At 73.0% G+C, this 24,796-nt stretch carries 22 protein-coding genes; 16 read left to right on the top strand and 6 right to left on the bottom strand.

Annotated features, from left to right (window positions below):
• Positions 1 to 47: 47 nt before the first annotated feature.
• The 6 genes from HB370_RS09350 (at position 48) to HB370_RS09325 (ending at position 7,881) form a co-directional block, all read left to right on the top strand.
• Complete coding sequence (locus HB370_RS09350) at positions 48 to 2,900, top strand: DEAD/DEAH box helicase (protein WP_030781278.1); 2,853 nt, start codon at positions 48 to 50, stop codon at positions 2,898 to 2,900.
• A 369-nt stretch (positions 2,901 to 3,269) separates the two neighbouring features.
• Positions 3,270 to 4,934, top strand: a complete 1,665-nt coding sequence (locus HB370_RS09345; RefSeq protein ID WP_244405480.1) for an ATP-binding protein — start codon at positions 3,270 to 3,272, stop codon at positions 4,932 to 4,934.
• Complete coding sequence (locus HB370_RS09340; protein WP_030608271.1) at positions 4,931 to 5,335, top strand: roadblock/LC7 domain-containing protein; 405 nt, start codon at positions 4,931 to 4,933, stop codon at positions 5,333 to 5,335. Before HB370_RS09345 ends, HB370_RS09340 begins: the two co-directional genes overlap by 4 nt.
• Positions 5,332 to 5,748, top strand: a complete 417-nt coding sequence (locus HB370_RS09335; RefSeq protein ID WP_030781275.1) for a DUF742 domain-containing protein — start codon at positions 5,332 to 5,334, stop codon at positions 5,746 to 5,748. The genes HB370_RS09340 and HB370_RS09335 overlap by 4 nt, the downstream gene beginning before the upstream one ends.
• Complete coding sequence (locus HB370_RS09330) at positions 5,729 to 6,349, top strand: ATP/GTP-binding protein (RefSeq protein ID WP_030781273.1); 621 nt, start codon at positions 5,729 to 5,731, stop codon at positions 6,347 to 6,349. The genes HB370_RS09335 and HB370_RS09330 overlap by 20 nt, the downstream gene beginning before the upstream one ends.
• Before the next feature lie 47 nt (positions 6,350 to 6,396).
• On the top strand, positions 6,397 to 7,881 hold the full coding sequence (locus tag HB370_RS09325) for a cytochrome P450 (RefSeq protein WP_030781271.1): 1,485 nt from the start codon (positions 6,397 to 6,399) through the stop codon (positions 7,879 to 7,881).
• Positions 7,882 to 7,897: 16 nt separating this feature from the next.
• Here HB370_RS09325 and HB370_RS09320 read toward each other — a convergent pair whose 3' ends face one another.
• On the bottom strand, positions 7,898 to 8,860 hold the full coding sequence (locus tag HB370_RS09320; RefSeq protein ID WP_030781269.1) for an RluA family pseudouridine synthase: 963 nt from the start codon (positions 8,858 to 8,860) through the stop codon (positions 7,898 to 7,900).
• 155 nt (positions 8,861 to 9,015) lie between these two features.
• Between HB370_RS09320 and HB370_RS09315 the strand changes: the two genes are divergently transcribed.
• The gene (locus tag HB370_RS09315) at positions 9,016 to 9,597 is read left to right on the top strand and encodes a GNAT family N-acetyltransferase (protein ID WP_030781266.1); all 582 of its coding nucleotides are present in this window, start codon (positions 9,016 to 9,018) and stop codon (positions 9,595 to 9,597) included.
• Between the two features lie 118 nt (positions 9,598 to 9,715).
• Here HB370_RS09315 and HB370_RS09310 read toward each other — a convergent pair whose 3' ends face one another.
• Together HB370_RS09310 and HB370_RS09305 are read right to left on the bottom strand one after the other, a co-directional pair.
• A complete protein-coding gene (locus HB370_RS09310) occupies positions 9,716 to 10,567 on the bottom strand; it encodes a siderophore-interacting protein (protein ID WP_030781265.1) in 852 nt (283 codons plus the stop codon).
• Between the two features lie 149 nt (positions 10,568 to 10,716).
• Complete coding sequence (locus HB370_RS09305) at positions 10,717 to 11,637, bottom strand: 5'-3' exonuclease (RefSeq protein WP_037701414.1); 921 nt, start codon at positions 11,635 to 11,637, stop codon at positions 10,717 to 10,719.
• A 154-nt stretch (positions 11,638 to 11,791) separates the two neighbouring features.
• Between HB370_RS09305 and HB370_RS09300 the strand changes: the two genes are divergently transcribed.
• The 4 genes from HB370_RS09300 (at position 11,792) to HB370_RS09285 (ending at position 16,375) form a co-directional block, all read left to right on the top strand.
• On the top strand, positions 11,792 to 12,868 hold the full coding sequence (locus tag HB370_RS09300) for a glycine betaine/L-proline ABC transporter ATP-binding protein (protein WP_030781263.1): 1,077 nt from the start codon (positions 11,792 to 11,794) through the stop codon (positions 12,866 to 12,868).
• Positions 12,861 to 14,675 (top strand): ABC transporter permease/substrate binding protein, encoded by a 1,815-nt coding sequence (locus HB370_RS09295; protein ID WP_030781261.1) that lies wholly within the window; start codon positions 12,861 to 12,863, stop codon positions 14,673 to 14,675. Before HB370_RS09300 ends, HB370_RS09295 begins: the two co-directional genes overlap by 8 nt.
• A 382-nt stretch (positions 14,676 to 15,057) precedes the next feature.
• The gene (locus tag HB370_RS09290) at positions 15,058 to 15,630 is read left to right on the top strand and encodes a helix-turn-helix domain-containing protein (RefSeq protein ID WP_030781260.1); all 573 of its coding nucleotides are present in this window, start codon (positions 15,058 to 15,060) and stop codon (positions 15,628 to 15,630) included.
• 22 nt (positions 15,631 to 15,652) lie between these two features.
• Positions 15,653 to 16,375: a helical backbone metal receptor gene (locus HB370_RS09285; RefSeq protein WP_030781258.1), complete on the top strand. Its 723-nt coding sequence runs from the start codon at positions 15,653 to 15,655 to the stop codon at positions 16,373 to 16,375.
• On the opposite strand, the gene HB370_RS09280 is transcribed toward HB370_RS09285, so the two are convergent.
• On the bottom strand, positions 16,287 to 17,432 hold the full coding sequence (locus tag HB370_RS09280; RefSeq protein WP_030781256.1) for a TDT family transporter: 1,146 nt from the start codon (positions 17,430 to 17,432) through the stop codon (positions 16,287 to 16,289). The two genes, HB370_RS09285 and HB370_RS09280, sit on opposite strands and share 89 nt — an antisense overlap.
• Positions 17,433 to 17,502: 70 nt before the next feature.
• Here HB370_RS09280 and HB370_RS09275 point away from each other — a divergent pair, with 70 nt between their 5' ends.
• The gene (locus HB370_RS09275; RefSeq protein WP_030781255.1) at positions 17,503 to 18,426 is read left to right on the top strand and encodes a LysR family transcriptional regulator; all 924 of its coding nucleotides are present in this window, start codon (positions 17,503 to 17,505) and stop codon (positions 18,424 to 18,426) included.
• 279 nt (positions 18,427 to 18,705) lie between these two features.
• Positions 18,706 to 19,671, top strand: a complete 966-nt coding sequence (locus tag HB370_RS09270; protein ID WP_030781253.1) for an aminoglycoside phosphotransferase family protein — start codon at positions 18,706 to 18,708, stop codon at positions 19,669 to 19,671.
• Here HB370_RS09270 and HB370_RS09265 read toward each other — a convergent pair.
• Together HB370_RS09265 and HB370_RS09260 are read right to left on the bottom strand one after the other, a co-directional pair.
• A complete protein-coding gene (locus tag HB370_RS09265) occupies positions 19,640 to 20,326 on the bottom strand; it encodes a gamma-glutamyl-gamma-aminobutyrate hydrolase family protein (RefSeq protein ID WP_030781249.1) in 687 nt (228 codons plus the stop codon). The genes HB370_RS09270 and HB370_RS09265 overlap by 32 nt on opposite strands.
• Before the next feature lie 109 nt (positions 20,327 to 20,435).
• Complete coding sequence (locus HB370_RS09260) at positions 20,436 to 21,173, bottom strand: FCD domain-containing protein (RefSeq protein WP_030781247.1); 738 nt, start codon at positions 21,171 to 21,173, stop codon at positions 20,436 to 20,438.
• A 96-nt stretch (positions 21,174 to 21,269) separates the two neighbouring features.
• Here HB370_RS09260 and HB370_RS09255 point away from each other — a divergent pair, with 96 nt between their 5' ends.
• Genes HB370_RS09255 through HB370_RS09245 form a run of 3 tightly spaced genes read left to right on the top strand, consistent with a single transcriptional unit; the run spans position 21,270 to position 24,792 of the window.
• Complete coding sequence (locus tag HB370_RS09255; protein WP_030781246.1) at positions 21,270 to 22,628, top strand: glutamine synthetase family protein; 1,359 nt, start codon at positions 21,270 to 21,272, stop codon at positions 22,626 to 22,628.
• 11 nt (positions 22,629 to 22,639) lie between these two features.
• On the top strand, positions 22,640 to 24,013 hold the full coding sequence (locus tag HB370_RS09250) for an aldehyde dehydrogenase family protein (RefSeq protein WP_030781244.1): 1,374 nt from the start codon (positions 22,640 to 22,642) through the stop codon (positions 24,011 to 24,013).
• On the top strand, positions 24,010 to 24,792 hold the full coding sequence (locus HB370_RS09245; protein ID WP_030781242.1) for a 3-oxoacyl-ACP reductase: 783 nt from the start codon (positions 24,010 to 24,012) through the stop codon (positions 24,790 to 24,792). Before HB370_RS09250 ends, HB370_RS09245 begins: the two co-directional genes overlap by 4 nt.
• Positions 24,793 to 24,796: the final 4 nt, after the last annotated feature.

Genomic DNA, 24,796 nt, shown 5'->3' with positions numbered 1-24,796 from the left:
CCCACCGGCCGTCGGCTCCCGCCGGCCCTTCGTCCGGGATCCGGATAATGATCGTCCCGTTGTCAGTGGGGCCCGGTACGCTCGAAAGTACGATGACAGAGGATCTCTCACCGGCCGAGCGGTACGCGGCAGCCCGCAGGCGGGCAGCCGAGCAGGCCACCGCGCTCGCCTCCTTCCGCGAGATGTACGACTTCGGCCTCGACCCCTTCCAGATCGAGGCCTGCCAGGCACTCGAAGCGGGGAAGGGCGTACTGGTGGCCGCCCCCACCGGCTCGGGCAAGACGATCGTGGGCGAGTTCGCCGTCCACCTCGCCCTGAAGCAGGGCAAGAAGTGCTTCTACACGACACCCATCAAGGCGCTGTCGAACCAGAAGTACGCCGATCTGTGCCGCCGCTACGGCACCGCGAAGGTCGGTCTGCTCACCGGCGACAACAGCGTCAATTCCGACGCCCCGGTGGTCGTGATGACCACCGAGGTGCTGCGGAACATGCTCTACGCCGGCTCCCAGACCCTCCTCGGCCTCGGCTATGTGGTCATGGACGAGGTGCACTACCTCTCCGACCGCTTCCGCGGCGCCGTCTGGGAGGAAGTGATCATCCACCTCCCCGAGTCGGTGACGCTGGTCTCGCTCTCCGCGACCGTCTCCAACGCCGAGGAGTTCGGCGACTGGCTGGACACCGTCCGCGGCGACACCGAGGTGATCGTCTCCGAGCACCGCCCCGTGCCGCTGTTCCAGCACGTGCTCGCCGGACGGCGGATGTACGACCTGTTCGAGGAGGGCGAGGGCCACAAGAAGGCCGTCAACCCCGACCTGGCCCGCCTGGCCCGGATGGAGGCCACCAGACCGTCGTACCAGGACCGCAGGCGCGGCCGGGCGATGCGCGAGGCCGACCGGGAGCGGGAGCGCCGACAGCGCTCGCGGGTGTGGACGCCGGGCCGTCCCGAGGTCATCGAGCGCCTGGACTCCGAGGGCCTGCTCCCGGCCATCACCTTCATCTTCAGCCGCGCCGCCTGCGAGGCCGCCGTCCAGCAGTGCCTGTACGCGGGCCTCAGGCTCAACGACGAGGAGGCGCTGGACAAGGTCCGCGCCCTGGTCGAGGAGCGCACCGCCCACATCGCCCCGGAGGACCTGCACGTCCTCGGCTACTACGAATGGCTGGAGGGCCTGGAGCGGGGCATAGCCGCCCACCACGCGGGCATGCTGCCGACCTTCAAGGAGGTCGTGGAGGAGCTGTTCGTGCGCGGCCTGGTCAAGGCGGTGTTCGCCACCGAGACCCTCGCGCTCGGCATCAACATGCCCGCCCGCTCGGTGGTGCTGGAGAAGCTCGTCAAGTGGAACGGCGAACAGCACGCCGACATCACGCCCGGCGAGTACACCCAGCTCACCGGCCGCGCGGGCCGCCGGGGCATCGACGTCGAGGGTCACGCCGTGGTGCTGTGGCAGCGCGGCATGAGCCCCGAACACCTGGCCGGTCTCGCGGGCACGCGCACGTACCCGCTGCGCTCCAGCTTCAAGCCGTCGTACAACATGGCGGTCAACCTGGTCGAGCAGTTCGGCCGGCACCGCTCGCGCGAGCTGCTGGAGACGTCCTTCGCGCAGTTCCAGGCGGACAAGTCGGTCGTCGGGATCTCCCGCCAGGTCCAGCGCAACGAGGAGGGCCTGGCCGGTTACAAGGCCTCCATGACCTGCCACCTCGGCGACTTCGAGGAGTACGCGCGGCTGCGCCGGGAGCTGAAGGACCGGGAGACCGAGCTGGCCCGGCAGGGCGCCGCCCAGCGCCGGGCGGAGGCCGCCGTCGCCCTGGAGAAGCTGAAGCCGGGCGACGTCATCCATGTGCCCACGGGCAAGTACGCGGGCCTCGCGCTGGTGCTGGACCCGGGCCTGCCCGCGGGCCGTTCCAACGGGCACCGCGGCTTCGACCACCACGACGGTCCGCGCCCGCTGGTGCTGACCGCCGAACGGCAGGTCAAGCGGCTGGCGACGATGGACTTCCCGGTGCCGGTGGAGCCGCTGGACCGGATGCGGATCCCGAAGTCCTTCAACCCGCGCTCGCCGCAGTCCCGCCGGGACCTCGCCTCCGCGCTGCGCACCAAGGCCGGGCACATCCCGCCGGAGCGGGCCCGCAAGAAGCGCTCGCAGGCCGCCGACGACCGCGAGATCGCGCGGCTGCGCACGGCGCTGCGCGCGCACCCCTGCCACGGCTGCGACGAGCGCGAGGACCACGCCCGCTGGGCCGAGCGCTACCACCGGCTGCTGCGCGACACCTCGCAGCTGGAGCGGCGCATCGAGGGCCGTACGAACACCATCGCGCGCACCTTCGACCGGATCGTGGCGCTGCTGACCGAGCTGGACTATCTGCGGGGTGACGAGGTCACCGAGCACGGCAGGCGGCTCGCGCGGCTGTACAGCGAGCTGGACCTGCTGGCCAGCGAGTGTCTGCGGGAGCGGGTCTGGGAGGGGCTGGGCCCCGCCGAACTCGCCGCCTGCGCCTCGGCGCTGGTGTACGAGGCACGGGTCGGCGACGACGCCATGGCGCCGAAGCTGCCCTCGGGCAAGGCCAAGGCGGCGCTCGGCGAGATGGTCCGGATCTGGGGCCGGCTCGACGCTCTGGAGGAGGAGTTCCGGATCAGCCAGACGGAGGGCGTCGGCCAGCGCGAGCCCGACCTCGGCTTCGCCTGGGCCGCGTATATGTGGGCCTCCGGCAAGGGGCTGGACGAGGTGCTGCGCGAGGCGGAGATGCCGGCCGGTGACTTCGTGCGCTGGTGCAAGCAGGTCATCGACGTCCTCGGGCAGATCTCCGCGGCCGCGCCCGCGGAGAACTCGACCGTGGCCAAGGCCGCGCGCAAGGCCGTCGACCAGCTGCTGCGGGGCGTGGTGGCCTACTCGTCCGTGGGCTGATCGCTCCCGGGGTCCGTCAAGACCACTCGTCCGGGGGAACCGAGGCCGCACCTGTCCGGGTGCGGCCTCGACTGCTTTTTCACTCGTTACGGTGAGTGACAATCGCACGTCTGTGCGCCGATACTGTCTGTGTGTGAACGACAGCGCACTGTGCGCAAGGGGTTGAGCGTACTCCTGTCGCGGGCCGATTTCCGGTGCTTGCCGAAGATGACACGGCGTTGATCCGGTCGGACTAAGCTCGCCCGCGGCGCACCGAGTTGAGGTAATTCGTGCGTCTGTTCCCACATGTGAAGTGCATCCCGACAGTTCCCCATACCTTCCCCCGCAAGCTCCACCCGACACCCAGCCGATTCGTCACAGAAGGCATCCATGGTGAGTGTTCAGAAGCCTCCCGGTCGCCGTGAACGGCCCTATGCGCGCGTGCTGTTGCCGCCGGCCATAGTGATGGCCGCGGCGGCCGGGGCCGCCGTCGCCCTGGTACCGCCCACGGCCCGGATGGCCGTCGGCGTCTGCGGAGTGCTGGCCGTGCTGCTGGTCCTCGCCACCGCCGGAGAGGCCGCCCGGCGCGGCCGGCTGCTCCGCGAGGCACAGGCCGAACACACCCGGCACGCCGACCGTCTGCAACAGCAGATCGCGCTGCACCACCACCTGATGGACCACTTCGCCCACAACGTCCTGCCCCTCGGCTTCATCCGGCTGCGACGCGGCGAGGCGCTCCGCGACACCGTGCGCTACGTCTTCGACGAGGACCCCGAACTGCGCGGCCTGCCCGACGGCTACCGCGAGCTGGTACGCGTCGCGCTGACCGGTGCCGACCACGAGATCTCGATGCGCGACGCCACCGAGCGCTCCTATGTGAGCATCGCGCGCCGCGTCCAGGCCATCGTCCACCAGCAGGCCAAGGAACTGCGCGAGATGGAGGAGGACCACGGGCGCAACCCCGAGGTCTTCGACGACCTGCTGCGCATCGACCACGGCACCTCGCTGATCGGCCGCCTCGCCGACACCATCTCCGTCCTCGGCGGCGGCCGGCCCGGCCGCCAGTGGCCGCTGCCGGTCTCCCTCTACAGCACGCTGCGCGGCGCGATGTCCCGCATCCTGGAGTACCGCCGCATCGAACTGAGCTCCATCGTCAACATCAACATCAAGGGCACCGCGGTCGAGCCGGTCATCCACGCCGCCGCCGAACTCCTCGACAACGCCACCCGCTACTCGCCGCCCACCACCAAGGTGCACGTCACCGCCTCCGAGGTGCAGGCCGGCATCGCCATCGAGATCGAGGACGCGGGCGTCAGCCTCAGCGAGGAGTCCCGCGCCCGGATCGAGAAGGCCATCGAGGACGCCAGGAACCTCGACGACGCCGACAACCTCGGCGAGAACCCGCGCCTCGGCCTCGCCGTCGTCGGCCGGCTCTGCAAGCAGTTCGACATGGAGGTCTCGCTGCGCTCCTCCGCCTACGGCGGCGTCCGCGCGATCCTCATCGTGCCGCGCGTCATGACGACCACCGAGCCCGGTGTCGGCGTCGCCCACGGCATCGGCGCCACCGGCATCCCCAAGCCCGAACTCGGCGCCGTGGAAGGCCCCAAGCGCCCGCCCAAGACGCGCCGCCCCACCAGCCCCAAGATCCCCGCCGGAATCTCCCTGGAGGACGACATTCCGGAGGTCACCGAGTGGACCGCGACCGGGCTGCCGCAGCGCCGGAGCCGGGTGAAGACCCCGCTCAGCCAGCGGATCGCGGAACAGGCCGCCATCGAGCGCGCCGAGCGTGAGGGCAGGCCCACCATCTGGTCCCAGACCCGGTCCGAACCCGAGCCCGAGATCGACCCCGAGCGCAGGAAGCTCATGGACCGGCCGATCGGCTCCGGGATCGAGGCCTTCTGGAAGGGCCTCAGGGAGGGCATGCCCCCGGACGCCACCGGTCCCGAGCTGACCGACTTCACCCGCAACCCGACCAAGTACCTGCATCTGCTCAAAGATCCGGCCGAGTACGCCCAGGGCGGCACCGAGGCCGACGACGAGGGGGACCTCAAGTGATCCAGCAGCGAGCGAACCTGGACTGGATGCTCAAGCAGCTCAACGACGGCGTCCCGGGTATCGAGATGATCGTGGTCCTGTCCGCCGACGGACTGCGCATCGCCCGCTACGGCGGCGAGCCCGACGCCGCCGACCGGGTGGCCGCCGCCTGCGCGGGCGTACAGAGCCTGGCCGGCGCCATCATCCAGGAACTCCCGGGCGCCGGGGACATGAAGCTCGTGGTCTTCGAGATCGAGGGCGGCTACTTCTACCTGATGAACGCCGGCCCCAACGCCTACCTCGCCGTGCTCGCGGACGTCACCTGTGAACCGGGCCGGATGAGCGGCATGATGCGCGACCTCGTCGTCCGGATCGGCGCCCACCTCACCAGTCCGCCCCGGCGGAACGGGCAGACCGTATGACCCCTCCACGACGCAAGCGGCGCCGGCCGCAGCACCCGTCGCCCCCGCCGGCGCCGGCCGCGAAACCGGCGGGCGGCGCGGAGAAACCCGGCAACCCCGAACGGCTCTACACCATCGCCGGATCGGCGGACGGCAAGCGCGCGGAACTCGACCTGGTGACCCTGATCGTGGCCCGCTCCGCGCCCCCGCTGTCCGCCTCCCCGGAGGTGGCGGCCGTGCTCCGGCTGTGCACCGCCCCACTGTCCATGGCCGAGCTCTCGGCCTATCTCCAACTGCCGTTCAGCGCGATGACCGTACTGATCACCGAGCTGATCCAGGCGGAGCTGGTGCAGGCCCGCGCCCCGATCGTCCGCCAGGCGGCTTTCGACCGTTCCCTCCTCGAAGCGGTGATGCATGGACTTCAAAGGCTCTGACACGATCCCCGGCCCGCGCACCGAGGATCATCTGCCGCACACGGCCCAGGCCGCGGTGAAGATCGTGATCGTGGGCGGGTTCGGCGTCGGCAAGACCACCATGGTCGGCTCCGTCAGCGAGATCAGGCCGCTGACCACCGAGGAGACCATGACCCAGGCCGGCATCGGCGTGGACGACGACTACGGCTCCGAGTCCAAGACGGCCACCACCGTGGCCATGGACTTCGGCCGCATCCAGATCACCGACCAACTGGTGCTCTACCTCTTCGGCACGCCAGGACAGGAGCGCTTCTGGTTCCTGTGGAACGGCCTGTTCGAGGGCGCCCTCGGCGCGGTCGTCCTGGTCGACACCCGGCGCCTGGAGGTCAGCTTCGACGTCATGGGCCGGCTGGAGGAACGCGGCGTGCCCTTCGTCGTCGCCGTCAACTCCTTCCCGGACGCGCCCCGCTACCCGGTCGAGGAACTGCGCACGGCCCTGGACCTCGGCCCGGAGATCCCGATCATCGAGTGCGATGTGCGCCGCCGGGCCTCCAGCAAGGACGTGCTGCTCACCCTCACCCGCTTCCTGCACTCCCTCGCCCTGTCCGGCGCCCTCACCTGACGCGCCGCCGGCCCACCCCACCCATCCGTTTCCGGAGCGACACCACCGTGACGTCTGAATCTCCCTCCCTGACCGGCACCGAGTCCCTCGCCCCGCCGCCGGGCTGCCCCGCGCACGGCCTCGGCACCGGGGGACCGCGGCGGCTCTACGGCCCCGACGCCGAAGACCTCGCCGGCCTCTACGAACGCCTGCGGGACGAGCACGGCCCGGTGGCTCCCGTGCTGCTCCACGACGACGTACCCATGTGGGTGGTGCTCGGGCACGCCGAGAACCTGCAACTGGTGCGCAGTCCCTCGCAGTACACCCGGGACAGCCGGATCTGGACCCCGCTGAAGGACGGCCGGGTCAAACCCGACCACCCGCTCATGCCGCACATCGCCTGGCAGCCCATCTGCTCGCACGCCGAGGGCGCCGAGCACGAGCGGCTGCGCGACGCGGTCACCGCGGCCATGGCCACCATCGACCACCGCAGCGTCCGCCGGCACATCGGACGCCACACCCAGGCCCTGGTCAACGGCTTCTGCGAACGCGGGCGGGCCGACCTGGTCTCCCAGTTCGCCGAGCATCTGCCGATGGCCGTGATGTGCGAGATCCTCGGCATGCCCGAGGAGTACAACGACCGGATGGTGCAGGCCGCGCGGGACGCCCTGAAGGGCACCGAGACCGCCATCCAGAGCCACACCTACGTCATGGACGCGCTCAGCCGGCTCACCACCCGGCGGCGCACCCGGCCCGAGGACGACTTCACCAGCCACCTCATCGGCCACCCGGCCGGGCTGACCGACGACGAGGTCCGCGAACACCTGCGGCTCGTCCTGTTCGCCGCCTACGAGGCGACGGCGAACCTCCTGGCCAACGCGCTGCGCATGGTCCTCACCGAGCCGGGCTTCCGGGCCCAGCTCAACGGCGGCCAGATGACCGTGCCCGAGGCGATCGAGCAATCCCTCTGGGACGAGCCGCCGTTCAGCACGGTCTTCGGCTACTTCGCCAAGCAGGACACCGAGCTGGGAGGCCGGCGCATCCGCAAGGGCGACGGGCTGCTGTTCGCGCCCGCCCCGGGCAACGTCGACCCGCGGGTGCGGCCCGATCCGTCGGAGAGCATGCAGGGCAACCGCTCCCACCTCGCCTTCGGCGGCGGCCCGCACGAGTGCCCCGGCCAGGACATCGGCCGCGCCATCGCCGACGTCGGCGTGGACGCGCTGCTGACCCGGCTGTCCGACATCCAGCTGGACTGCGCCGAGGAGGACCTGCGCTGGCGGTCGTCCATCGCCTCCCGGCATCTGGTGGCCCTGCCGGTGCGCTTCGAACCCAAGCCGCAGCAGGACGTGGACCTGCCGCCGAGGGCCATGCCGATCCCGCCGCAGCGCTCCAACTGGCAGGTCGGCGCGCTGAGCAGCGACCCGGCCCCGGCCGCCGAACCGCAGTCGGCGGCCCACCAGCCGCCCGTACCGGAGTCCGCCCCCGCGGCCCTGGAACCGGCCCGTCCCCGCGGCCTGTGGCAGCGGCTCCTGCGCTGGTGGCACGGCGGCTGACACCCCCGGCCGGGCGTCAGCCGCGCGGCCCGGACTCCCCGGACCAGTCGGTGTACGACGTCCAGGCGCTCAACTCGCGGCCGCTGGTGAAGGTGTGGTGCGTGCCGGTGACCGGGTCGGTGAACTCCAGCCGCCGGGCGAGCAGTTGCAGCGGACGCCGGAAGTCTCCGGCCGGCACCGGGGCGGTCACCTCGGGATACAGCGGATCGCCGAGGATGGGCACGCCCAGCGCGGCCAGATGCACCCGCAGCTGGTGGGTCTGGCCGGTCGCCGGGAGGAGCCGGTACCGGCCCAGCCCGCCCCGGTGTCCCGCCAGTTCCACCCGGGTCTCGGCGTTCGGCTCGCCGGGGACCTCCCGGGCGGCCGGTACCCCGCGCTCCTTCACGATCCGGCTGCGCACGGTGCGGGGCAGGGTGAGCGAAGGGTCGTACGGGGCGACGGCCTCGTACTCCTTGCCTACCCGCCGGTCCCGGAACAGGGTCTGGTACGCGCCGCGTTCCCCGGGGCGCACGGTGAACAGCACCAGCCCGGCGGTGAGGCGGTCCAGGCGGTGCGCCGCCGTCAGCGTCGGAAGGCCCAGCTCGTGCCGGAGCCGGGCCAGCGCGGTCTGGGCGACATGCGAGCCGCGCGGGGTGGTGGCCAGGAAGTGCGGTTTGTCGGCCACCACGATGTGCTCGTCCCGGTACACCACCTCCACCGGGAAGGGCACCGGCACCTCGGCGGGCAGCTCGCGGTGGAACCAGACGTACATTCCCGGCCGGTACGGGGCGTCCGGTGGTACGGCCCGTCCGTCGGCGTCGATCACCTGGCCGGCGGCGAACATCGACTCCACCGTTCCGGGCCCGGCCCCGGTGAGCCGTTCCACCAGGTGCTCGCGCACGGTGGCCCACGCCCCGCCGACGGGCAGCCGTACCCGTACGGGGTCGACCCCGTCGCGTTGGGGGAGCGGGGCGGGCGGGGGCGGCGTACGGCGTCTCATCGGCGTCAAGGGTACGGCGGGGGCCGCGGCCGGTCGGAGACAAGGGGGCCGTGGAGGGGGAGCGGGGGTGGCGTCAAGGGGGCGGTGGCGTGGTCACCCGGGGAGTGAGCGGAAAAGGGTGGGACCCAGGGTGTGGACCCGGCAGGATGTGGATCATGCCCTTTCTCATCAAGCCGGTCCTGACCGCCGGTGCCCTGGCCGGCGTTCCGCAGCCCACCCTTGCCGCCGCCGACGGCCTGGTCCTGCGTCCCTGGCGGGCCGGGGACGCGCCCGCCGTGCACGCCGCCTTCCAGGATCCGGCGATCCACCAGTGGCACATGAGGGCCTGCGGCTCCGAGGAGGAGGCCGCCGGCTGGATCACGCAGTGGCAGGCGTCGTGGGCAGGCGAGAACGAGGCCCAGTGGGCCGTCGTGGACGAGCGGACGGACGAACTGCGGGGCCGGGTCGCGCTGCGGCAGATACTGCTCGGGTCCGGCGTGGCCGAGGTGGCGTACTGGACGGTGCGGCGGGCGCGGGGGCAGGGTGTCGCCGCCCGGGCCGCCGCCGCCCTGTCCCACTGGGCCTTCGAGGAGATCGGCTTCCACCGCCTCGAACTCTTCCACTCCACCGTCAACGAGGCGTCCTGCCGGGTCGCCGTCAAGGCGGGCTTCGCCCTGGAGGGCACCAAGCGCAGCGCCCTCCTGCACCCGGACGGCTGGCACGACATGCACTTCCACGCGCGGGTCCGGGGGGACTGAGCCTGGGGCGACCGGTGACCGGGGTGGCGCGAGGAGCGTACCCGGGGGACGCGGCCACCCTGGTGAGGCGCGGGGCGTGACGGCACCTCATGGTGGGTGCCGTCCGCCGCCCGCCCGCTCAGGCCGCGGCCGTCGCCGTGTCGCCCTCCTGCTCGGCCTCCACCCGGGCGTTCCACTCGCGCTTGGAGGCCTGCCAGCCGTCCTCGTTGTGGCCGAGGCGCCAGTAGCCGGAGATCGACAGGTCCTCGCGGGGAATCTGGCGCTCGACGCGCAGCAGCCGGCGCAGTTCCTTGACGACGCCCGCCTCGCCGTGGACGAAGGCGTGCACCCGACCCTCGGGGAACTCGAGCCCGCGCACGGCCTCCAGCAGGGCCTCGCCCACCGGCCGGTCGCCGCGGTGCAGCCAGACGACCCGTACGCTGGTGTCGATCTTCTGCTCCTCCTCGGGGCCGGAGACCTCGATGAAGGCGTGTGCGCGGGCGCCGGCGGGGAGCGTCTCCAGGGCGCGGGCGATGGCCGGCAGCGCGCTCTCGTCGCCGGCGAGGAGATGCCAGTCGGCCTCCGGGTCGGGCGTGTACGCGCCGCCGGGGCCCATGAAGCGCACGGTCTCGCCGGGCCGCACGCGGGCCGCCCAGGGTCCGGCCAGGCCCTCGTCGCCGTGGATCACGAAGTCCAGGGTCAGCTCGCCCCGCTCCGCGTCCCAGTCGCGCACGGTGTACGTCCGGGTCACCGGCCACTGCTCGCGCGGGAACTCGGCGCGGATCCGCTCCAGGTCGAAGGGCTCGGGGTAACTCACGCCCTCGGCGCCGAACAGCAGTTTGACGTAGTGGTCGGTGCAGGTGTCCGCGGCGAATCCGGCGAGACCCGTGCCGCCGAGCACCACACGCTGCATGTGCGGGGTCAGCCGTTCGGTGCGCACGACCTGGGCGGTAAGGGGCTTGCGCGGCTTTCGTCCCGGGCGCTCTGCCATGACGGCCTCCTGGCGGGGTTGGTTAGGTTTACCTAAGTTAACACCTCGGTCGAGTCAACACCCCTCTCAGGGACGCCGATGCGAGTCTTTTGCCGGAATCTTTCGCTCGGTGTCGCCCGACCCGCCCCCTCGGTCCCCTCCGTCCCGGCTCAGCTCGTCAGCGTGGTCAGCAGGCGCTCCAGCGAGCCGCCCAGCCCCCACCGCCGCGCCAGCTCGGCCAGCGCCGCCGGGTCGCGCGGCGCGTCCGGCAGGGCCGTGCCGACCTCCGGCAGCGGCACGTCGTCGGCCACCCGCACCACCTTCGGCGCGACCGCCAGATACGGCCGGGCCTCGGTCAGCCGCTTGCGCTGCGACGGCGTCAGCTTCGCCCCCGGGTCGTCGACCGCGGCCATGATCCCGGCCAGGTCGCCGAACTCGGCGAGCAGCTTGGCGGCCGTCTTCTCGCCGATCCCGGCCACGCCCGGCAGACCGTCGCTGGGGTCGCCGCGCAGCAGCGCCAGATCCGCGTACCCGCGCCCGTCGACGCCATACTTCTCGCGCAGCACCGCCTCGTCGGTCACCTGGAGCGTGCCGACGCCCTTGAGCGGATACAGCACCCGGACCCCGCGCTCGTCGTCCACCAGCTGGTACAGATCGCGGTCGCCGGTGACGATGTCGACCGGGCCCCGGGCCCGCGCGGTGAACGTGCCGATCACGTCGTCCGCCTCGTACTCCGCGACGCCGACGCGCGCGATGCCGATCGCGTCCAGCACCTCCTCGATCAGCGGCACCTGCGGGGCCAGGGTGTCCGGCACCTCCTCCGCGTCCGGCCCGCCGGTGTGCTCCTCGGCGACCCGGTGCGCCTTGTAGGTGGGGATGAGGTCCACCCGCCACCGCGGGCGCCAGTCGGCGTCCATGCAGGCCACCAGGTGGTCCGGCCGGTGGTCCTTGACCAGCCGGTCGATGAAGTCCAGCAGCCCGCGCACCGCGTTGACGGGCGTGCCGTCCGGCGCGCGCACCGAGTCCGGGACGCCGAAGTAGGCGCGGAAGTACAGCGAGGCGGTGTCGAGAAGCATGAGTCGTCCGGTCACGCACGCATCATGCCGCACGGCACCGACAGCGCCCCGCGGGCCGGGAACGCGTTGCGTGACGCGCACTGCCGTGAACCCGGCCACTCGCGGGTTTGCCCAAGCTTGACCTGGGGAGGCGCGGCCTCTGTCCTGTCCCCGGAGACGAGAGGTGCGCGTGTCACCCAGGCTTGAGGCAGAGCATCTGTTCAAGGTGTTCGGAAGACGACCCGACGACGCGGTGGAGCGGCTGCGGCGCGGCGCCGACCGGGCGGAGCTGCGCGCGGACGGCGCGACGGCCGCCGTGATCGACGCCTCCTTCCGCGTCGAGGCCGGCGAGATCTTCGTCGTGATGGGACTGTCGGGCTCCGGCAAGTCCACCCTGCTGCGCATGCTCAACGGGCTGCTGGAGCCGACCGCGGGCAGCGTGCGCTTCGACGGGCAGGACCTGACCGCGCTCGGCGACCGGGCGCTGCGCGAACTGCGCTCCAGGAAGATCAGCATGGTCTTCCAGCACTTCGCGCTGTTCCCGCACCGCAGTGTCCGCGACAACGCCGCCTACGGCCTGGAAGTGCAGGGCGTGCCCCGCGCCGAGCGCGAGCGCCGCGCCGACGAGGCGCTCGCCCTGTGCGGCCTGGCCGGCTGGGAGTCCTCCTGGCCCGACGAGCTGTCCGGCGGCATGCAGCAGCGCGTCGGCCTGGCCCGCGCCCTCGCCACCGACGCGGACCTGCTGCTGATGGACGAGTCCTTCAGCGCCCTGGACCCGCTGATCCGCCGCGACATGCAGGACCAGCTGCTGGAGCTTCAGAAGACCCTGAAGAAGACGATCGTCTTCATCACCCACGACCTCAACGAGGCCATGCGCCTCGGTGACCGCGTCGCCGTCATGCGGGACGGCCGCATCGTGCAGACCGGCACCGCCGAGGACATCCTGCTGCGCCCCGCGAACGACTACGTGGCCTCCTTCATCCAGGACGTGGACCGCTCCCGGGTGCTGACGGCGGGCGCCCTCATGGACACCTCGGTGACCGCCGACGCGCCGCTGTGCGGCTGCGAGACGGCGACCCGCGAGACACCGTTCACGGAACTGTGCGCGATCAGCGCCCGGCTGTCCCACCGGGTCTCGGTGGTGGACGGCGCGGGCCGGGTCGTCGGGGTGGTGCCGCGGCAGCGCCTGCTCGGCTTCCTCGGCGACGAGACGACCGCCCCCGTGGCCTGCGACAACCCCGAGGGGAAGGTGATCAGCCATGCCTAGGATCCACCTCGGCGACTGGGTCGACTCCGGCGTGGACTGGCTGGTCGGCCACCTCTCCTGGCTGTTCGACGCCGTCAAGGCGGTCATGGAGGGCATGTACGACGGCCTCGACACCCTGCTGGCCGCACCCCAGCCGCTGCTGATGGCCGGCATCCTCGCCGTCGTCGCCTGGTGGCTGCGCGGACTGCTCGCCGGTGTCCTCGCCTTCGCCGGGTTCGCCCTGGTCGACTCGCTCGACCTGTGGGACCGGGCCATGTCCACCCTCGCCCTGGTCCTGGTGGCGACCGTGATCGCCCTGGTGATCTCCCTCCCGCTGGGCGTGTGGGCCGCCCGCTCCAAGGCGGTGAGCGCCGCCGTACGGCCGGTCCTGGACCTGCTGCAGACCATGCCCTCGATGGTGCTGCTGATCCCGGCCATGCTCTTCTTCGGACTGGGCACCGCCGCCGGTGTGGTCGCCACCCTGATCTTCGCGCTCGCCCCCGGCGTCCGCATGACCGAGCTGGGCATCCGCCAGGTCGACGCCGAACTGGTCGAGGCCGCCGAGGCGTTCGGTACGACCCCGCGGAACATCCTGTGGCGGGTGCAGCTGCCGCTCGCCCTGCCGACCATCATGGCCGGCGTCAACCAGGTGATCATGCTGGGCCTGTCCATGGTCGTCATCGCGGGCATGGTCGGCACCGGCGGCCTCGGCGGCGCCGTCAACGAGGCCATCGGCCAGCTCGACATCGGCTACGGCTTCGAGGCGGGCGTCGGCATCGTCGTCCTCGCCATCTACCTGGACCGGGTCACCGGCGCGCTCGGCACCCAGCTCTCCCCGCTGGGTCGCAGGGCCGCCGCGAAGGCACGCACGCGCGCGTGGTCGTACCGTCCGCGCCCGGCCGTAGCCCTGGCCGGCGTGGTCGTCCTCGCCCTCGTCGCGGGCGGACTCGGCGTCTTCGGTCCCTCCGCGGGCACCTCCGAGGCCTCCGGCACGGACGTCGGCAAGGGCAAGGAGATCCGGATCGGCTACATCCCCTGGGACGAGGGCATCGCCTCCACGTTCCTGTGGAAGGAGATCCTCCAGGAGCGCGGATTCAAGGTGAGCACGACGCAGTACGCGGCCGGCCCGCTCTACACCGGACTCGCCACCGGGCAGCTCGACTTCCAGACCGACTCCTGGCTGCCCACCACACACGCCGAGTACTGGACGAAGTACGGCGACAAGCTGGACGACCTCGGCAAGTGGTACGGCCCCACGTCCCTGGAGCTGTCCGTGCCCTCGTATGTCAAGGACGTCAATTCCCTGGCCGACCTCGAAAAGCACGCCTCCGAGTTCGACGGGAAGATCATCGGCATCGAGCCCAGCGCGGGCATGATGAGCCTGCTGAAGAGCACGGTGCTGAAGAAGTACGGCCTCGAGGGCACCTACGACGTGGTCGACGGGTCCACCCCGGCCATGCTCGCCGAGCTGAAGCGCGCCTACGCCCGGCACCAGCCGGTCCTCGTCACCCTGTGGTCGCCGCACTGGGCGTACAGCGACTACGACCTGAAGAAGCTCAAGGATCCCAAGGGCGCCTGGGGCAAGGGCGACGGCGTGCACACCCTCGCCCGCAAGGGCTTCACCGCCGACAACCCGCTGGTCGGCCGCTGGCTGAAGGACTTCTCGATGACCGAGGAGCAGCTGACCGGCCTGGAGGCCCGCATCCAGAAGGCCGGCAAGGGCAAGGAGCAGGACGCCGTACGCGGCTGGCTGCGCGACCACCCCGGCCTGGTCGACAAGTGGGCCCCCGTCGCCAAGACCGGCACCCACAGCGAGGCGGCCGGGTGACCTGACCGGCCCGGACCGCCTCCCGAGGGGCGGGTGCCGCCGGACGCGGAACCGCGTCCGGTGCCGCCCGCCCCTCGGGCCGTTCCGGCCACGGCACACTTCCGGCCAATCACCAGCCGTGACGACCTCTGGCCCGGCCCCCGGCCGGGCCCGGCCGGTCGGTCTCTTCATCCGCCCGGAGCACCGGCTCCGGAGCCCGTCCCCACCCCGGGATACTGGCGCGAACAGTGAGGGTGGAGGATCAGGGAGATGTCGGGGATGTGACAGGCACGTGAAACGGTTTGCCGAACATGCGTAGGGTGCAGAGAAGTCATCAGAAGAGGGGCGCCCCGTAAGGGGCACCCGGACAGCGGTACGACGAGTGAGGGAGGGAGCCGGAGCGATGGGCGACCACAAAGAGCAGCAGCCCGTGCGGGTGGGCGCGGCCGTCCGGCGGCGCCGCCGTGCGCTGGAACTGACCCTCGCCGTCGTGGCCGAGCGCAGCGGCCTGTCGGTGCCCTTCCTCAGCCAGGTGGAGAACGACCGGGCCCGCCCGAGCAGCACCTCCCTGGAGAAGCTGGCCGACGCCCTGCGCACCACGGCCGTCGAACTCCTCGCCGCCGCCGACCCGGCGGCCAGCGTGGACGTGGTGCGCGCCGAGCCGGTCGCCGAGGGCGACTTCGACCCGCGCACGCGCGCCCTGGTGCGCGGCCACCACCAGCTGCACGCCTCCGAGTTCACCGGCGACCACGACGCCGGCCGCGAGCTCCAGCACCGCAACGACGAGCTGATGTACGTCGCCGACGGCGCGGTGGAGATCGAGGCGGAGGGCCGCGCCTACCGCCTCGGCCGGGGCGACACCCTGTATCTGACCGGTGGCGTCCGGCACCGCTGGCGGGCCACGGTCCCCGACACCCGGATCATCGTGGTGGCGGTCGCCGAGCACATCGAGGCCGTCCAGAACAGGGCCCGCTGAGCGGCGGGCGGAAGGCGGCGCCGTGCCACGGGTGGTCTCCCTGGTCCCGTCCCTGACCGAGGCCGTCGCGGTGACCCTGCCCGGCGCCCTCGTGGGCGCCACCGACTGGTGCACCCACCCGGCGGACCTGGACGTCGCCCGGATCGGCGGCACGAAGAACCCCCGGCTGGACCGGATCGTCTCCCTCGCACCGGACCTGGTGGTCGCCAACGAGGAGGAGAACCGCGCCGCCGACCTCGACGCCCTGCGCACGGCCGGCCTCGAGGTCCTGGTCACCGAGGTACGGCGCGTGCCGCAGGCCTTCACCGAGCTGGACCGGGTGCTCACCGCCTGCGGCGCCCCGGGCCGGCCCCGCTGGCTGGACGCGGCGGAGCGGGCCTGGGCGGCGCTGCCCGAGCCCGCGGAGCGTACGACGGCGGTCGTGCCCGTCTGGCGCCGGCCCTGGATGGTCCTCGGTCGGGACACCTTCGCGGGCGACGTCCTGGCCCGCCTCGGCGTCGACCACCTCTACGCCGGCCACCCCGACCGCTACCCGCGCGTCCCGGCCACCGAGCTGCGCGCGGCGGCCCCGGACCTGGTCGTCCTGCCCGACGAGCCCTACCGCTTCACCGCCGACGACGGCCCCGAGGCCTTCCCCGGCCTGCCCTGCGCCCTGGTCAGCGGACGGCACCTGACGTGGTACGGGCCGTCCCTGACGCGAGCACCACGGATGCTGGCCGAGGCCCTGCGAGCAGCTCGCCGCTGAGCAGGCCGCGCACGGTGCCGCGGGCCGCCGCGAGCCAGGCCGCCACCAGGACGACGTACAGCCCCACGGCCAGCGCCTCGTACGCCGCCAGATGGGTGTGCCGGGCCAGGGCGGCCGCGCCGGTGACACAGGTGCCCACCGGGAAGGTGAACGCCCACCAGGTCAGCGCGAATCCCATCCCGTGCCGCCGGGCCCGCACCACGTGCGCGGTCGCCAGCGCCAGCCAGAGCAGCGCGAACCCCATCACGGGCACGCCGTACAGCACGGCGAAGACGGCGAGACCACCGTCGTAGGGGGCCGGTACGACCCCGGGCGCGGCGTCCGCGATCACCCCCGTGGCGGTGGCGGACTGCCCGAGCGGGCCGAGCACCAGGAACAGGGTCGGGGTGAGCGCGAGCGGCAGCGGCCCGGCGGTGATCAGCCGGGCGAAGACCAGCGGGAGCATCAGCAGGACGGCCAGCAGGCTCACGCCGAACAGCGCCAGGCAGGCCAGCAGCAGGGTCTCCCGGGGCTGTCCCGGCGGCAGATGCGGCACCAGCGACGGGCCGAGCGCGGCCGACACCATGGGCGCGACCAGCGGCAGCAGCCACACCGGGCTGGCCTGGCCGGGCTCGACCCGGTGCCGTACGGCCATCAGGTACGGCACGGCGACGGCGGCCCCGAGCCCGGCCGCCGTACCGGCGGTGTACAGCACGGTGTCCAGGGCGACGGCCGCGCGGATGCCGATCAGGTCCCGGCCGGCCGTCAGGGCGCCGCCGCCCACCGACAGCAGCGCCATCGCCAGGCAGGCGTGGAAGGGGGCCATGGCCGGATCGAGGAGGTGGGCGCGGGCCTGGTCGCGGTGGCGGGCCCAGTGCACGGCGCGGGCGGCCAGCAGGGCGACGAGCAGCAGCAGCGACAGCACCCAGAAGGCGGCGAAGACGGCGCGCGGCCCGTTCGCCGGCGCGGGCAGCGCGACACCGGCGGAGCCGACGATGGCGGTGCCCATCACGGAGGCGTACCAGTTGGGGCCGAGGTGTCTGACCGGTGACGTGCGGGGCTGGGATGCGGGGATCATGCGCCCACCATGTCCCGGTGATTCCGCCCTGACCAGGGAGTTCCTGTCTATGAGGGCATAAGCTGGTCTTATGAGCAGGGCCGAGGGACAGCGGGAACGCACGGAATCTCTGGCGCACCGGGTGCCGGACCTGGCCGCGCTGGAGCTGCTGCTCGCGGTGGCGCGGCTGGGCAGTCTGGGCGCGGCGGCCCGCGAGGTCGGCATCACCCAGCCGGCCGCGAGCAGCCGGCTGCGCTCCATGGAACGGCAGCTGGGCGTGGCCCTCGTCGACCGCTCCCCGCGCGGCTCCCGGCTCACCGACGCGGGCGCCCTGGTCACGGACTGGGCCCGCCGGGTGGTGGAGGCGGCGGCCGCCTTCGACGCGGGCGCGCGGGCGCTGCGGGACCGGCGCGACTCCCGGCTCCGGGTCGCGGCCAGCATGACCATCGCCGAGTACCTGCTGCCCGGCTGGCTGCTCGCGCTGCACGCCGAGCGGCCCGACACGGCCGTCTCGCTGCTCGCGGGCAACTCGGCGAAGGTCGCGGAGCTGCTGCTGGCCGGGGAGGCGGACCTCGGGTTCGTGGAGGGTCTGGACGTGCCGACCGGCCTGGACTCCACGGTCATCGCCCATGACCGGCTGATCGTCGTCACCGCGCCCGGCCACCCGTGGGCGCGGCGCCGGCGGCCCCTGACGGCGGCGGAACTGGCCTCCACCCCGCTCATCCTCCGGGAGCGCGGTTCCGGCACCCGTCAGGTCCTGGACGCGGCGCTCGGCGGTCTGGCCCGCCCCCTGATCGAGCTGTCCTCGACCACGGCGGTCAAGGCCTCCGCGGTCAGCGGCGCGGGCCCCTCCGTCCTCAGCGAACTGGCGGTGGGCGAGGAACTGTCCCTGCGCCGCCTGGTCAGCATCCCCGTCGAGGGCGTCCCCCTGCGCCGCGCCCTACGAGCGGTCTGGCCCACGGGCCATCGCCCCACAGGACCCGCGAGAGAACTCCTGTCACTCACGCGAGCATGAGCGCCCCGAAAGGGGCGCGGGGAACGGCGCGCCCAGCCACGACGCACCTGCACCAGACGACGGCGAGGCATCCCGGAGGGGGCGCGGGGAACTGCGCGCCCAGCCACGACGCACCCACCGGTCGACGGCGAGACACCCCCGGAGGGCGGCGCGCTCAGCCACGAACCACCCACACCCGGCGCACAACGACACCCCCCACGACGCGCCCCCGCGCCCAACCAACCCCGCCCCGAAAAAAGAGGTGGCCGAACCCCCCGCCCCCCGACACCATTGCTGCGCATGACCCTCACCGCCCCGCCCGCCGCAGGCGTCCGCGCTCCCTGGGAGACCCTCCCGGCCGTCGTCCGTGACGCCGTCGGCGACGTGCTGGGCGGCCCGGTCGTACGCGCCGTGACCCAGCCCGGCGGCTTCTCCCCGGGCGTCGCGGCCAGGGTCCGCACCGCCACCGGCCGCACCGGCTTCGTCAAGGCGGTGAGCGCCGAGGCCAACCCGCACAGCCCCGGCCTGCACCGTAAGGAGGCCCGGCACGCCGCCGCGCTGCCGGCCACCGTGCCCGCGCCCCGGCTGCTCGGCTCGTACGACGACGGCACCTGGGTCGCGCTGGTCTTCGAGGAGGTGGCGGGCCGTCAGCCGCACGTGCCCTGGCGGCCGGCGGAACTGCGCCGGGTGCTCGACGCCGTGACCGTCCTCGCCCGCACCGACGTCCCCGAGGTCGACGCCCCGCCCGTCGCCGAGGACCTGGCGGACGCCTTCTCCGGCTGGCGCCGGCTGGCCGACGGCGAGGCCGGTGACGTACGGGACCGGCTCGGCGAGTGGACCGCCGGCCGGCTGCCGGAACTCGCCGCGCTGGCGGCCGGGTGGGCCGACGGCGCGTCCGGGGACACCCTGGTCCACGGCGACCTGCGCGCGGACAACATCCTGCTCACGGACGACGGAGGCGTCGTCTTCGTGGACTGGCCGCACGCCCTGCGCGCCGCGCCCTGGTTCGACCTGCTGGTGATGCTGCCGTGCGTGCGGGCCCAGGGCGGACCGGACCCCGACGAGGTGTTCACCGCGCATCCGCTGGGCCGGGCCGCGGACCCGGCCGCCGTGACCGCGGCGCTGGCCGCCCTCGCCGGCTACTTCCTGCACGGGTCGCTGCAACCGGCCCCGCCCGGCCTGCCCACCCTGCGCCCCTTCCAGCGCGCCCAGGGCGACGCGGCCCTGGCCTGGCTCAGGAAGCGGCTGCGACCAGGGCGCGCATGACCCGCAGATCGTCGCTCTGCTCGGGGTGCCACTGCACCCCGAGCACCCAGCCCCGGTCCGGGGGCAGCTCCACGGCCTCCACGGTGCCGTCCGCCGCGTAGGCCGAGGGCACGAGCCCGGCGCCGAGCCGTTCCACCGCCTGGTGGTGGTGCGTCGGCACGGTCAGCTCCTCCGGGACGATCCCGCCGTAGAGCGTCCCCGGCACCGGCTTCACCGGGTGCCCGCCGAACACGCCGACCGTCTCCACGTGCCCGTCCAGGTGCTGGACCAGCGTGCCGCCCAGGGCGACGTTCAGCAGCTGCATCCCCCGGCAGACGCCGAGCAGGGGCACGCCCGCCGCCAGCGCGGCCTCGATCAGCGCGAGTTCCCAGGCGTCCCGCTCGGGCGCGGGCGGCCCGGTGTGCGGGGAGCGCTCGGCGCCGTACCGGGCCGGGTCGACGTCCGGGCCGCCCGCGATGACCAGGGCGTCCAGCGGGGCCAGTGCCGCGGCGGCCCGCTCGGGCGCGTCCGGCGGCAGCAGGAGCGCCACCCCGCCGGCCCGCTGCACGAGCCGTGGGTACGCGGCCGGCAGCAGCACCGCCTCCAGCGCCCACGCCCCCCAGCGGGCGCCGGACTCCAGATACGTGCTCACGCCGATCAGCGGCCGTGCCGTCATGCAGCCCTCCACGGGAACCCGGCGGTCGTCGTCCCACCGTGCTCGATCACGGCGCCTGCTTCAAGAGCGCCTCCGCAAAGGTGTCCACTCGAACCTTTGTGTGGCCGGGTCAGGTGAGGAAGCCCCGCAGCAGCGCCGCCGTGCCCGCGCAGTGCTCGCGCATCATCTCCCGGGCCCCGTCCGCGTCCCCTTCCAGCACCGCCTCCACCAGCGCGGTGTGCTGCCGCTGGGAGTGCTCCAGGTTGCGCACCAGCAGCGGGATGCAGTCCAGCAGGTCGTTCACGGTGGCCCGGACCGCCGCGTACGCCGCGGCCAGCGACGGCGAGCCGCACAGCTCGGCCAGCGTCAGGTGCAGCAGCGTGTCCGCCCGCCGGTAGTCCGCGAGCGGGACCTCGTGGGTGCGCTCCAGCGCCTGACGCAGCCGCTCCGCGCGCTCCCCGGCCAGCCCGTGCGCCGCGCACAGCCCGGCCGCGCCCACCTCCAGCACCTCGCGGAAGCGCAGGACGTCCTCGATGTCGACCCCGGCCACCCGGCGCCGCAGCTCGTCCTCGCCGCCCGCGTCCGGTCGCGGCAGCACAAACGTTCCGCCGTACCGCCCGCGCCGCGCCTGGACCAGCCCCTGGTCCTGGAGCACCTTCAGCACCTCGCGCAGCGTCACCCGGCTGATCCCGAGCCGCTCGGCCAGCTCCCGCTCGGCCGGAAGCCGCCCGCCGGCCGGTACCAGGCCCAGCCGGACGACCTGGAGGATCTGCTCCAGCGCCTCCTCGAAGCCGTTGCCCGCCCGCACCGGCCGCAGCACCGCGGTGAGCCGGTCCCGCGGCGCGTCCGGTCGCGCCTCCCGCACCATCCGCCGTGCCCCCTTCCCAACCAATGGTTCCCGGCAATACCTTATGGCTCCCGGTCCGGCCGGGAAAAGCGCGTTGGCGCCGAAGGAGGCTCTCCCGTGGCAGACCGCACACCCCCGCTCAGCGTCGAGGAACTGCACGCCCTCGTCGCCGGCGGAGAGATCGACACCGTCGTCCTGGCCTTCCCCGACATGCAGGGGCGGCTCCAGGGCAAGCGGTTCGCCGCCCGCTTCTTCCTCGACGAGGTCCTCCACCACGGCACCGAGGGCTGCGACTACCTCCTCGCGGTCGACCCCGAGATGAACACCGTCGACGGCTACGCGATGTCCTCCTGGGAGCGCGGCTACGGCGACTTCGCCATGCGCCCCGACCCCGCCACCCTGCGCCGCGTCCCCTGGCACCCCGGCACCGCCCTGCTCCTGGCCGACCTCGCCTGGAACGACGGCACCCCGGTCGCCGTCGCCCCCCGCCAGATCCTGCGCCGCCAGCTGGAACGGCTCGCCGCCCTCGGCTACACCGCCCAGGTCGGCACCGAGCTGGAGTTCATCGTCTTCAAGGACAGCTACGAGGCGGCCTGGGACGCGGGCTACCGCGGCCTGACCCCCGCCAACCAGTACAACGTCGACTACTCCATCCTCGGCACCGGCCGCGTCGAACCCCTGCTGCGCCGGCTGCGCAACGACATGGCCGGCGCCGGTCTCACCGTGGAGTCCGCCAAGGGCGAGTGCAACCCCGGCCAGCACGAGATCGCCTTCCGCTACGCCGAGGCCCTGCGCACCTGCGACCAGCACGCCCTGTACAAGACCGGCGCCAAGGAGATCGCCGCCCAGGAGGGCGTCTCGATCACCTTCATGGCCAAGTACAACGAGCGCGAGGGCAACTCCTGCCACATCCACCTCTCCCTCGCCGATGCCGACGGCCGCAACGCGATGGCCGGCCCCGACGGCATGTCCGACGTGATGCGGCACTTCCTCGCCGGACAGCTCGCCGCCCTGCGCGACTTCTGCCTCCTGTACGCCCCCAACATCAACTCCTACAAGCGGTTCCAGCCCGGCTCCTTCGCGCCCACCGCCGTCGCCTGGGGCCACGACAACCGCACCTGCGCCCTGCGCGTGGTCGGCCACGGCCGCTCCCTGCGCTTCGAGAACCGCCTCCCCGGCGGAGACGTCAACCCCCACCTCGCCGTCGCCGGACTGGTCGCGGCCGGCCTGTACGGCATCGAGCACCGGCTCGAACCGCCCGAGCCCTGCGCCGGAAACGCCTACACCGCCGGGTTCGAACACGTCCCGACCACCCTCAGGGAGGCCGCCGGGCTGTGGGAGAACAGCCCGATCGCCAAGGCCGCCTTCGGCGACGAGGTGGTCGCGCACTACCGCAACATGGCGCAAGTCGAGCTGGACGCCTTCGACGCCGCGGTCACCGACTGGGAGCTGCGCCGCTCCTTCGAACGCCTGTGAAAGGTCACCACGTGTCCGACCCGAACGAGCTGACCGTCCTCAATCCCGCCACCGAGGAGATCGTCGCCACCGTCCCCGCCGCGAGCGAGGAGGACGTCGCCGCCGCCGTCGCACGGGCCGTACGGGCCCAGCGGACCTGGGCCGCCCTCGCCCCCGCCGACCGGGCCCGGCTGCTGCGCCGCTTCGCGGACGTGGTCGACACCCACACCGAGGAACTCGCCCGGCTGGAGGTCCGCGAGGCCGGCCACACCCTCGGCAACGCCCGCTGGGAGGCCGGCAACGCCCGCGACCTGCTCCTGTACGCGGCCGGTGGTATCGAACGCCTGCTCGGCCGGCAGATCCCGGCACCCGGCGGCTGGGACGTCACCTTCCACGAACCCCTCGGCGTGGTCGGCGTCATCGCCCCCTGGAACTTCCCCATGCCGATCGCCGCCTGGGGCTCCTTCCCGGCGCTCGCCGCGGGCAACGCCGTCGTGCTCAAACCCGCCGAGGCCACCCCGCTCACCGCGCTCCGCCTCGCCGGCCTGGCCCTGGAGGCCGGCCTGCCCGAACACCTCTTCCAGGTGCTGCCCGGCTACGGCACCACCGCCGGCCGTGCCCTGGTGGACCACCCGGACGTCGCCAAGATCGTCTTCACCGGTTCCACCCGCACCGGCCGCGAGGTCATGGAACGCTGCGCCCGGCTGGTCAAACCGGTCACCCTCGAACTCGGCGGCAAGAGCCCCAACATCGTCTTCGCCGACGCCGACCTCACCGCCGCCCTCGACCCCTTCTCCTTCCTCGACAACTGCGGCCAGGACTGCTGCGCCCGCACCCGCGTCCTGGTCCAGGAGAGCGTGCTGGACGAGGCCCGGGCCCTGCTCGCCGACGCGCTGGCCGCCGTGGTCGTCGGCGACCCGGCCGACGAGAAGACCCAGATGGGCCCGCTGATCTCGGCACGGCAACGGGAGCGCGTACGGTCCTACGTCCCCGACGACGCCCCGGCCCTGCGCGGCAGCGCCCCCGACGGCCCCGGGTTCTGGTTCCCGCCGACCGTGCTCACCGCGGAGCGGCCCGACGGCCGGGCGGCCCGCGAGGAGATCTTCGGCCCCGTGGCCGTCCTGCTCCCCTTCACCGACGAGCAGGACGCCGTCCGCCTCGCCAACGACACCCCCTACGGCCTGTCCGGCTCGATCTGGACCCGGGACCTGGGCCGCGCCCTGCGTGTCTCCCAGGCCGTCCGCGCGGGCAACCTGTCCGTGAACTCCCACTCCAGCGTCCGCTACTGGACCCCGTTCGGCGGCTTCAAACAGTCCGGCCTCGGCCGCGAACTCGGCCCCGACGCCCTGACCGCCTTCACCGAGACCAAGAACGTCTTCATCAGCACGGAGGGCCCCGCACAGTGACCGACAACCATGTCTGCCGCCGCCTGACCGGCCGTACCGCCGTCGTGACCGGAGCCGGCAGCGGCATCGGTCTCGCCAGCGCCCGCCGCCTGGCCTCCGAAGGGGCCCACGTGGTCTGCGCGGACGTCGACGAGACCCGCGGCAAGGCCGCCGCGGAGGAGGTGGGCGGACTCTTCGTCAGGACCGACGTCACCGACCCCGACCAGGTCGAGGCGCTGTTCCAGGCGGCGTACGACACCTACGGCAGCGTCGACGTCGCCTTCAACAACGCCGGCATCTCCCCGCCCGACGACGACTCCATCCTCGAGACCGGCCTGGAGGCATGGAAGCGCGTCCAGGAGGTCAACCTCACCTCCGTGTACCTGTGCTGCAAGGCCGCCATCCCCTATATGCGGCGCCAGGGCAAGGGCTCCATCATCAACACCGCGTCCTTCGTGGCCCGCATGGGCGCCGCCACCAGCCAGATCTCCTACACCGCCTCCAAGGGCGGGGTCCTCGCCATGTCCCGCGAACTCGGCGTGCAGTTCGCCCGGGAGGGCATCCGGGTCAACGCCCTGTGCCCCGGCCCGGTCAACACCCCGCTGCTCCAGGAGCTGTTCGCCAAGGACCCCGAGCGCGCCGCGCGCCGCCTGGTGCACATCCCCGCCGGCCGGTTCGCCGAGGCCGAGGAGATCGCCGCCGCCGTCGCCTTCCTGGCCAGCGACGACTCCTCCTTCGTCAACGCCACCGACTTCCTCGTGGACGGCGGCCTCACCGGCGCCTACGTCACACCCCTGTAGGGCG

The sequence above is a fragment of the Streptomyces sp. DSM 40868 genome (assembly GCF_011820545.1).
GTDB classification, from domain to species: Bacteria; Actinomycetota; Actinomycetes; order Streptomycetales; family Streptomycetaceae; genus Streptomyces; species Streptomyces eurythermus.
The sequence above is the reverse complement of the archived record's forward strand: the minus strand, read 5'-3'. Positions and strand labels throughout refer to the sequence as shown.